Origin of the sequence: Streptomyces sp., from assembly GCF_031178505.1 — a bacterium.
GTDB lineage: Bacteria > Actinomycetota > Actinomycetes > Streptomycetales > Streptomycetaceae > Streptomyces > Streptomyces gulbargensis.
The window spans coordinates 1-9,115 of the sequence record NZ_JAPSIW010000220.1 but is presented as its reverse complement, the minus strand read 5'-3'; the positions used below and the strand labels follow the sequence as shown (position 1 = coordinate 9,115).

Annotated in this window: 8 protein-coding genes; 4 read left to right on the top strand and 4 right to left on the bottom strand. The window is 70.6% G+C overall.

What is annotated here, in order from left to right; genetic code table 11:
- A partial coding sequence (locus RIF68_RS16635) for a phosphomethylpyrimidine synthase ThiC (protein WP_309052044.1) occupies positions 1-501 on the top strand: 501 nt, incomplete at its 5' end.
- A gap of 104 nt (positions 502-605) precedes the next feature.
- Here the strand turns inward: RIF68_RS16635 and RIF68_RS16630 are convergent.
- The 3 genes from RIF68_RS16630 to RIF68_RS16620 all read right to left on the bottom strand — a co-directional run bounded on the left by RIF68_RS16630 (position 606) and on the right by RIF68_RS16620 (position 4,368).
- Positions 606-1,280 (bottom strand): hypothetical protein, encoded by a 675-nt coding sequence (locus RIF68_RS16630; RefSeq protein ID WP_309052043.1) that lies wholly within the window; start codon positions 1,278-1,280, stop codon positions 606-608.
- A gap of 159 nt (positions 1,281-1,439) precedes the next feature.
- Positions 1,440-2,873, bottom strand: a complete 1,434-nt coding sequence (locus RIF68_RS16625; RefSeq protein WP_375165710.1) for a metallophosphoesterase — start codon at positions 2,871-2,873, stop codon at positions 1,440-1,442.
- 388 nt (positions 2,874-3,261) lie between these two features.
- Positions 3,262-4,368, bottom strand: a complete 1,107-nt coding sequence (locus tag RIF68_RS16620; RefSeq protein ID WP_309052042.1) for a LacI family DNA-binding transcriptional regulator — start codon at positions 4,366-4,368, stop codon at positions 3,262-3,264.
- Between the two features lie 519 nt (positions 4,369-4,887).
- Between RIF68_RS16620 and hisC the strand changes: the two genes are divergently transcribed.
- On the top strand, positions 4,888-5,985 hold the full coding sequence (gene hisC, locus RIF68_RS16615; protein WP_309052041.1) for a histidinol-phosphate transaminase: 1,098 nt from the start codon (positions 4,888-4,890) through the stop codon (positions 5,983-5,985).
- Between the two features lie 27 nt (positions 5,986-6,012).
- Here hisC and RIF68_RS16610 read toward each other — a convergent pair whose 3' ends face one another.
- The gene (locus RIF68_RS16610) at positions 6,013-6,393 is read right to left on the bottom strand and encodes a cyclophilin-like fold protein (protein WP_309052040.1); all 381 of its coding nucleotides are present in this window, start codon (positions 6,391-6,393) and stop codon (positions 6,013-6,015) included.
- A gap of 199 nt (positions 6,394-6,592) precedes the next feature.
- On the opposite strand from RIF68_RS16610, the gene RIF68_RS16605 reads away from it, so the two are divergent.
- Positions 6,593-8,101: a cytochrome ubiquinol oxidase subunit I gene (locus RIF68_RS16605; RefSeq protein WP_309052039.1), complete on the top strand. Its 1,509-nt coding sequence runs from the start codon at positions 6,593-6,595 to the stop codon at positions 8,099-8,101.
- Positions 8,102-8,119: 18 nt separating this feature from the next.
- Positions 8,120-9,115: cytochrome d ubiquinol oxidase subunit II (gene cydB / locus RIF68_RS16600; protein WP_309052038.1), on the top strand; the 996-nt coding region annotated here is incomplete at its 3' end.

Below are 9,115 nucleotides of genomic sequence, written 5' to 3'. Positions count from 1 at the left end.
GTGGCGCCCGCCTACGACCACATCACCTCGGGCATCGGCGCGGCGATGATCGCCTGGTGGGGTACGGCGATGCTCTGCTACGTCACGCCCAAGGAGCACCTGGGCCTGCCCAACAAGGACGACGTGAAGACGGGCGTCATCACCTACAAGATCGCCGCGCACGCGGCGGACCTGGCCAAGGGGCACCCCGGGGCCCAGGAGTGGGACGACGCGCTCTCCGACGCGCGGTTCGAGTTCCGGTGGGAGGACCAGTTCAACCTGGCGCTCGACCCGGACACGGCCCGTGAGTTCCACGACGAGACGTTGCCCGCGGAACCGGCGAAGACCGCGCACTTCTGCTCGATGTGCGGCCCGAAGTTCTGCTCGATGAAGATCTCCCAGGACATCCGCCGCGAGCACGGCGGCGACCTGAAGGCCGAGGAGATCCAGGCGGGCATGGCGGAGAAGTCGGCGGAGTTCGCCGCGAGCGGCAACAGGGTGTACCTGCCGCTGGCGGACTGACCTCCGCACGACGGGGGGACCGGCCGGCGGCTTCGGGGGGAGTCGCCGGCCGGTTCCGTTTCCGCTGCGTACGGGTCCTTCCCGCGAGGCGGGAGGCGTGCGGCTCACGGGGTGGACGGGTCCGGAGCCGGGTCGGGGGACGGGGTCGGGTCGGGGGGTGCGGCGGCGGCGAGGGCGGCGGCGAGGAAGGGGAGAATGCCGCGTTCCAGGAGGGCGTGGCGCCAGGCCTCGCGGGCGAGGGAGAGTTCGTCGGCCGGGGCGGGGCCGTCGCGGTGCGCCGCGGCGGGGCTGTTGCGGAGGGCCGTGACCAGGAGCCCGGCCCCCGCGCACAGCAGACCCCCGGCGGCGATGGCACCGAAGACGAGGCCGGCGGTCAGCAGCGTCCCGCCGAACACGACGGTGGGGGCCAGGGCGTGCAGCACCGCCCCGACCAGCAGGAAGATCGCGGCTGCCGAGCCGGCGAGGACGGGCACCATGACGGTGATGACGGCGGCCACGCCCGGTCCGGGACCGTCGTGCGCGGCGGCGGGCGGCCGGGGCGCGGCGGGGGCCCGGCTCTGTTCCCGGACCGTGACGAAGTGCTCGTACTCGCTCGCCGCCGCGGCGGCGATCAGCGCTGTCGCGTTCAGCGCCATGGAGCGCAGCTGGGCGCTCGTCAGCCGGCTGCCGAGACCGTCGAGTTCCGGCCGCGTCCCGGCGGTGCGCAGTGCGTCGTCGAGGACCCGCTCGTACTCGGCACGGTCCTCGGTCAGCAGGTGCGGAGCCACGTTCATGTGCATCCCCCGATGCTCCGTAGGCCCGAAGCGCCGCAGGCAGCGGCGGGTTGGGCGGAAACGGAGGAGAGCCTGCTTGCGGATGGTCCGATGGTATTGCGGGGACCGTGGGCGCTGACAGGGAGTTTCCGGAATTCGACTATTCCGGGTGCGGAGGGTGACGTGTCAGGCGTGCAGGGGGAGCTGAACGACCAGCAGCTTTCCGGCCATGGTCACGCCACCGTCCATGGCGATCGCGAGACCGTCGGCGTACACGTGCGGACCGTCGACGACCGGACCCGAGGAGTCCTCGCCGTCCTCCGCGCCGACCTGGCCGAGGAGGTACGGGATGGGGCTGTGGCCGTGGACGACGCGGTGGCCGCCGTAGGTGGAGAGGAGTTCCTGCACGGCCTGGGGTCCGCCGTCGTCGCGGAAGGCGAAGCGCTTGGTGAACTTGCGGAAGAGGTCCCAGACCTCGTCGGCGTCGTTCCGGTTGAGGATCTCGTGGACGGTGTCGTTGACGTCCTCGATCGTCTGGCCGTACTCCAGGTACGCGGTGGTGTCGGAGTGCAGCAGGAGATGGTCGTCCTCCCGCACGACGGCGTCGAGCCGGGACATCCACTGGAGGTGGACGTCCTGGAGCCGGTCCATGTCGGTCTTCTGGCCGCCGTTGAGCAGCCAGGCGGCCTGGAAGGTGGCGGTGCCGGCGCCGGAGTTGACCGGTGTGTCGCCGAACCGTTTGGCGCCGATGAGCAGCAGCTCGTGGTTGCCCATGAGGGCCTTGCAGTAGCCGCCGGCGGCGGCGGCCTCGGCGGAGAGCCGCATGACCAGGTCGATGACACCGATGCCGTCGGGGCCGCGGTCGGTGAAGTCGCCGAGGAACCAGAGGCGGGCGTTGCCCGCGGCCCAGCCGCCGTTCTCGTCGATGAGGCCCTGCGCGTACAGGGCGGCGACGAGTTCGTCGAGGTAGCCGTGGACGTCACCGACGACGTACAGCGGTCCGGGGCCGTCACCGGTGGCGGCGCCCGGCGCGGGCGCGGGGGCCGGGGTGACGTGCACCTGGACGGTGTCGCCACGGTTGATCACCGGGAGGTCGCGTTCGGTCGGGGTGTAGCCCTCGGGCGCCTGGCCCTCGGGAAAGGCGTTTCCCGGGTGGCCGGTGGCGACGGCGACGATGGAGGAGGCGCCGGCCGGGTCCGGGTACGCGGCGGCGGGCAGCCGGCCGAGGTGCAGGGTCGGATCGGCGGGCTGCGGCGCGGTGGGCATCGGCGCGTGGGAGTCGGGTGCGGTCGGCTGCGGTGCCGCCGGCTGGGGTGCGTGGGGCTGCGAGGGGACGGGCTGCGGTGCCGGCGCGGCCTGCGGATCCGCCTGCTGCGGGGCGGCGGTGTGCGCCGGTGCCGTGGGCGGCAGGGGCGGGGCGGGGACCGGCGGAGCAGCGGGGGCGGGCGGAGCCGTCGGCGGTACGGGGGGTGCCGGCGGGGGCGACGCGGCCGGGGGCTGGTCGCCCGTCGGCGGTTCGGTGGCGTGGCCCTGAACGGGCACGCGGGCGTACGGCGGTACGCGGAAGTCACGCAATGTCGCCGTGCGCACCACGGGCTCCTGCCCGGCCCCCTGAGTCATCGACCCCTCCACCACCGTCGCGATGCCCTGCACATCGCGGACCGGCCTGGTCGGGGTGGTCCGCGGTGTCGTCCGCCCATCATAGGAATGAGGGTCCTCCTGTGTGACGCACCAGGGGTGGTGAATCCGGGTCCACTCCGGGTTCACCGGTTGTTTCGCCCGAATTGAGAAGGTCCGGTCCAGGGTTCAACCCGGTGAGACGTCCGGTTTGGCCGTCACCGCCACGGGCAGGGGCGGGGACGGTGGTTCCTCGGCCGGTCCTCCCAAGCCCCTCCGGTTCGTTCCCTTCCGACCAGGACCGGCGCGTTCCGGTCCTGGCCGGTGGCCGGTTCCCGGCCGGGGAGGGTCGGGAACCGGCCGGGGTGCAGGACCGGGTCCCGGCCGGTGGTCAGTCCTTGGAGGGTGAGCGCGGCGGGCTGACCGTCGTGCGGGGCGGGCGCCGCTGCGAGGAGGTGCGGACGATGAGTTCGGTCGGTATCACCTGCTCGACCGGACCGTCGGTCTCGACCCCCTCGATGGCGTCGATGAGGAGCTGGACCACGGCGGTACCGATGCGGCGCGGTTTGAGGGACAGGGTCGTGATGGGCGGTTCGGTGGTGGCGTAGACCGTCGACTCGCTGCAGCAGACGAGCAGCAGGTCGTCGGGGACACGCAGTCCGTAGCGGCGCGCGGCCGCGAGGAGGTCGGTGCCGTTCGGGTCGAAGAGGCCGTAGACGGCGTCGGGCCGGTCCGGGCGGGCGAGCAGCCGATCGGCCGCGACGGCGCCCGCGCACGGATCGTGCGCCGGATAGGCCTCGTAGACGGGGTCCTGGCCGACCCGCTCGCACCAGTTGAGGTACGCGGTGGTCGACAGGCGGGTGTAGGTGTCGGTGGTGGTGCCGGTGAGGAGGCCGATGCGGCGGGCGCCGGCGGCGGCGAGATGGTCGAGCAGGTCGAGGACGGCGGCTTCGTGGTCGTTGTCGACCCAGGCGGTGACCGGAAGGGTGCCGGCGGGGCGTCCGTCGGAGACGACGGGCAGGCCCTGGCGGACCAGTTCGGTCACGACCGGGTCGTGGTCGGAGGGGTCGATGACGACGGTGCCGTCGAGGGCGACGTTCGACCAGACGTCATGGCGGGAGGTGGCGGGGAGGATGACCAGGGCGTAGCCCCTGGCGAGCGCGGCCGAGGTCGCGGCTCTGGCCATCTCCGCGAAGTACGCGAATTCGGTGAAGGTGAAAGGTTCATCCCCGTACGTGGTCACGGTCAGGCCGATGAGTCCCGACTTGCCGGTACGGAGGGTGCGGGCCGCCGCGGATGGGCGGTAGCCCAGCCGGTCTGCGACCTCGCGGACGTGACGGCGGGTGGCGTCCGGGAGTCGGCCCTTGCCGTTGAGCGCGTCGGAGACAGTCGTGATGGAGACCCCGGCGGCGGCGGCCACGTCCCGGATGCCTGCTCGGCCCTGCCGGCTTCCCCGGGTCTGTGCCCGGCTCACCTGGTGCTTCCCTGCTGCTGTCATGGCGAGCCGATAGTAGGGCGACCGGGGGTGGTCGGGACGGCCGCATATGCGCCTCTTTACAGTCACGTTTCTGCATGATCGATGCCGCTAATCACCTTGCATGCAAAGGCATTTGGGGATTCCCTTCTGCACTGTCTGGGGTCGGGGTGGCGTGGGTCTGGCGTGCGGCGGGCGCGGCCAAGTGGTCGCAACTCACCTCTTCGGGGGACGCGCGCCACGGCGCTCGCCACCGGCGCGCGCCACCCGTCTGCGCGCCCCCAGGGCCTTTCGCCCGTCCGCTCCCTCCCCCGGCCGGGCCTTCCCTCGCGACAGGGACCGGCCGGCCGCCGCCCCGCCTGGTGGGGCCGGCCGCTTTTGGGCCTGCCCGTGCGAGCGGGCCTCCGCCCGGTCCCGTACGGCCCGTCACGGGGCCCGTTTCCGCAGCGTGTCCCTCCTGTTGTCCACAGGCCATTCGCAGCGGCGGCGAATCCTCATAAGGTGAGGAGTATTGGTGGTACGGACGGTCGAGGAGGCCACACTGTGAGCGAGACCAGCGGGACGAGCACCGGCAGCCCGAAGCTGCGCGCCGAGCTGGACGGCATCCCCACCTACAAGCCGGGCAAGCCGGCCGCCGCCGGTGGGCCGGTGGCCTTCAAGCTCTCCTCCAACGAGAACCCCTACCCGCCGCTGCCGGGGGTCATGGAGAGCGTGGTGGGCGCCGCCGCGACCTTCAACCGCTACCCGGACATGGCCTGCACGGCGCTGACGCAGGAGATTGCCGACCGCTTCGGCGTGCCGGCGTCGCACATCGCCACCGGCACCGGCTCGGTCGGCATCGCCCAGTCGCTGATCCAGTCGACCGCGGGCCCGGGCGACGAGGTGATCTACGCCTGGCGTTCCTTCGAGGCCTACCCGATCATCACGCAGATCAGCGGGGCGACCTCGGTGCAGGTGCCGCTGACCGAGGAGGAGGTGCACGACCTCGACGCCATGGCAGAGGCGATCACCGACCGGACGCGGCTGATCTTCGTCTGCAACCCCAACAACCCCACGGGCACCGCCGTGCGCCGGGCCGAGCTGGAGCGCTTCCTGGACCGGGTGCCCTCCGACGTCCTGGTGGTGATCGACGAGGCGTACCGCGAGTTCGTCCGTGACACCGAGGTTCCGGACGGCATCGAGCTGTACCGGAACCGGCCGAACGTCGCCGTGCTGCGCACCTTCTCCAAGGCGTACGGCCTGGCCGGCCTGCGGGTCGGTTTCGCGGTCGCCCACGAGCCGGTGGCGGCGGCGCTGCGCAAGACGGCGGTGCCGTTCGGGGTGAGTCAGCTGGCGCAGGACGCGGCGGTGGCCTCGCTGCGGGCCGAGGACGAACTGCTCGGACGGGTCGGATCGCTGGTCGCCGAGCGTGAGCGCGTCCACGCGGGGCTCGTGGCCCAGGGCTGGACCGTCGCGGACACCCAGGCGAACTTCGTCTGGCTGCGGCTCGGCGAGCGGACCATGGACTTCGCGGCGGAGTGCGAGCGGCACGGCGTGGTGGTGCGGCCGTTCGCGGGGGAGGGCGTCCGCGTCACGATCGGTGAGTCCGAGGCGAACGACCTGTTCCTGAAGGCGGCGGAGGGCTTCCGCGAGGAGGGCTGATCAGCCCCGGGGGAGCGCGGGGGCCGGTCAGGCCTCCGCGCGCTCGACGCGGATCGGGTCACCGTCCCTGACGGTGGCCAGGATCCGCGGGTCCCCGTCCAGCGCCCCGAGCAGATTGCACGGGCTGGCGAGGCGGCTCTCGTCGCCCCGGGAGATCGGGGTCGGGCCGTAGGGGAGGGCCAAGGCGTCGCCCTCCGTCCAGAACGCCACCGTGCCCGGGGCGACGACCTGGCGTGCCCCCTCTTCGCGGGGTACCGAGACCGGTGTGTCGAAATACACTTCCTCGCCCCAGGTGCGGGCGGTGGACGTGATCGGGAGGGCCCTGGCGAGCGCGGCGCTCGTGGGGGTGTCCTCCAGGGTGGCCGTGGTGTGCCCGGCCGGCCAGGAGATGCGTATCCGAAGGGTCATGCCCCGGATTCAACAATATGTTGAAGGCCATGGGAAGGCCTGGCCTTCGACAGGGGGACCCCCATTGCCGGTACGGATTTCGTATGAGTCATAATGCTTGTGAATGTGAACGCGTTCACAAGCGCGTCCCACTTGTCCCCTTTATGGGGGACCAAAGGGGACAAACTGCCGATGCACCACGGCGATGTAAGGAGAAGACGTGGACCTCGCTCTTGCGCCGGAAACCTTGGCGCGCTGGCAGTTCGGCATCACGACCGTCTACCACTTCCTCTTCGTCCCGCTGACGATCTCGCTCGCCGCGCTGACCGCCGGTCTCCAGACCGCGTGGGTCCGCACGGAGAAGGAGAAGTACCTCCGTGCGACGAAGTTCTGGGGCAAGCTCTTTCTGATCAACATCGCCATGGGTGTCGTCACCGGCATCGTGCAGGAGTTCCAGTTCGGCATGAACTGGTCCGACTACTCACGCTTCGTCGGAGACATCTTCGGCGCGCCGCTCGCCTTCGAGGCGCTCATCGCGTTCTTCTTCGAGTCGACCTTCATCGGCCTGTGGATCTTCGGCTGGGACAAGCTGCCGAAGAAGATCCATCTCGCCTGCATATGGATGGTGTCGATCGGCACCATCCTCTCCGCCTACTTCATCCTGGCGGCGAACTCCTGGATGCAGCACCCGGTCGGGTACCGCATCAACAAGGAGCGCGGCCGCGCCGAACTCACCGACTTCTGGCTGGTGCTCACCCAGAACACCGCCCTCACCCAGTTCTTCCACACCATGACGGCCGCCTTCCTCGTCGGCGGCGCCTTCATGGTCGGCATCTCCGCGTTCCACCTGGCCCGCAAGCGGCACATCCCCGTCATGCGGACCTCGCTGCGGCTCGGCCTGATCACACTGATCATCGCCGGCCTGGGCACCGCCATCAGCGGCGACCTGCTCGGCAAGGTCATGTTCAAGCAGCAGCCCATGAAGATGGCCGCCGCCGAGGCGCTCTGGGACGGTGAGGCACCCGCCCCCTTCTCGATCTTCGCCTACGGCGATGTCGACAAGGGCCACAACAAGGTCGCCGTCGAGATCCCCGGCCTGCTGTCCTTCCTGGCCAACGACGACTTCACCTCGTTCGTCCCCGGCATCAACGACGTCAACAAGGCCGAGCAGGAAAAGTACGGCCCCGGCGACTACCGGCCCAACATCCCCGTCGCCTACTGGGGCTTCCGCTGGATGATCGGCTTCGGCATGGCCTCCCTGACCATCGGCATGGCCGGCCTCTGGCTGACCCGCAAGAAGTTCCTCCTGCCGCCGGACCTGCGGACCGGAGAGGACGAGGTGCCGAACCTGGTCCTGTTCAGGCGGCAGGCCCTCAGCCCCCGTCTGACCAAGTGGTACTGGCTCGTGGCCCTGTGGACCATGGCGTTCCCGCTGATCGCCAACTCCTGGGGTTGGATCTTCACCGAGATGGGCCGTCAGCCGTGGGTCGTCTACGGCGTCCTGCGCACCCGCGACGCCGTCTCCCCCGGTGTCTCCACCGCCGAGGTCATCACCTCGATGACCGTCTTCACCCTCCTCTACGCGATCCTCGCCGTCATCGAGGTCCGCCTGCTCGTCAAGTACGTCAAGGCCGGACCGCCCGAGCTGACCGAGGACGACCTCAACCCGCCCACCACGATCGGCGGGGACACCCGCGACGCCGACCGGCCCATGGCCTTCTCGTACTGAGGCTCAGGAGATCGAGGCATGGAACTCCACGACGTCTGGTTCGTACTCATCGCCGTCCTCTGGACCGGCTACTTCTTCCTCGAAGGCTTCGACTTCGGGATCGGGGTCCTCACCAAGCTGCTCGCCCGCGACCGGCCCGAGAAGCGGGTGCTCATCAACACCATCGGACCCGTCTGGGACGGCAACGAGGTGTGGCTGCTCACCGCGGGCGGCGCCACCTTCGCCGCCTTCCCCGAGTGGTACGCCACCCTGTTCTCCGGCTTCTACCTCCCGCTGCTGATCATTCTGGTCTGCCTGATCATCCGCGGAGTCGCCTTCGAGTACCGGGCCAAGCGGCCCGAGGAGAACTGGCAGCGCAACTGGGAGCAGGCCATCTTCTGGACCTCCCTGATCCCCGCCTTCCTCTGGGGCGTCGCCTTCGGCAACATCGTGCGCGGCGTGAAGATCGACCGTGACATGGAGTACGTCGGCGGCTTCTGGGACCTGCTCAACCCCTACGCGCTCCTCGGCGGCCTGGTCACGCTCACCCTGTTCACCTTCCACGGCGCGGTCTTCGCCGCGCTCAAGACGGTCGGGGACATCCGGGGCCGGGCACGGGCCCTCGCCTTCAAGCTCGGCCTGGCCACCGCCTCCCTCGCCCTCGCCTTCCTGGTCTGGACGCAGGCGGACAGGGGCTCCACCGGAAGCCTGGTCGCGGCCGGCGTCGCCGTGGTGGCGCTCGTCGGGGCGATCGGGGCCATCCGGGCGGGCCGCGAGGGCTGGTCCTTCGGACTGTCCGGGGTGACGATCGCCGCCACGGTGGCGATGCTGTTCCTGGCTCTCTTCCCGAACGTCATGCCGTCCTCGCTCGACCCCGCGTGGAGCCTCACGGTGACGAACGCGTCGTCGAGCCCGTACACCCTCAAGATCATGACCTGGTGCGCGGCCATCGCGGCCCCGCTGGTGATGCTTTACCAGGGCTGGACGTACTGGGTGTTCCGCAAGCGCATCGGTACGCATCACATCGCCGACGCG

Bases quoted from the DNA above. Each gene is read 5' to 3' on its own strand.
- RIF68_RS16630 (WP_309052043.1), bottom strand. From the start codon at position 1,280: ATGCACATGAACGTGGCTCCGCACCTGCTGACCGAGGACCGTGCCGAG.
- RIF68_RS16625 (WP_375165710.1), bottom strand. From the start codon at position 2,873: ATGACTCAGGGGGCCGGGCAGGAGCCCGTGGTGCGCACGGCGACATTG.
- RIF68_RS16620 (WP_309052042.1), bottom strand. From the start codon at position 4,368: ATGACAGCAGCAGGGAAGCACCAGGTGAGCCGGGCACAGACCCGGGGA.
- RIF68_RS16610 (WP_309052040.1), bottom strand. From the start codon at position 6,393: ATGACCCTTCGGATACGCATCTCCTGGCCGGCCGGGCACACCACGGCC.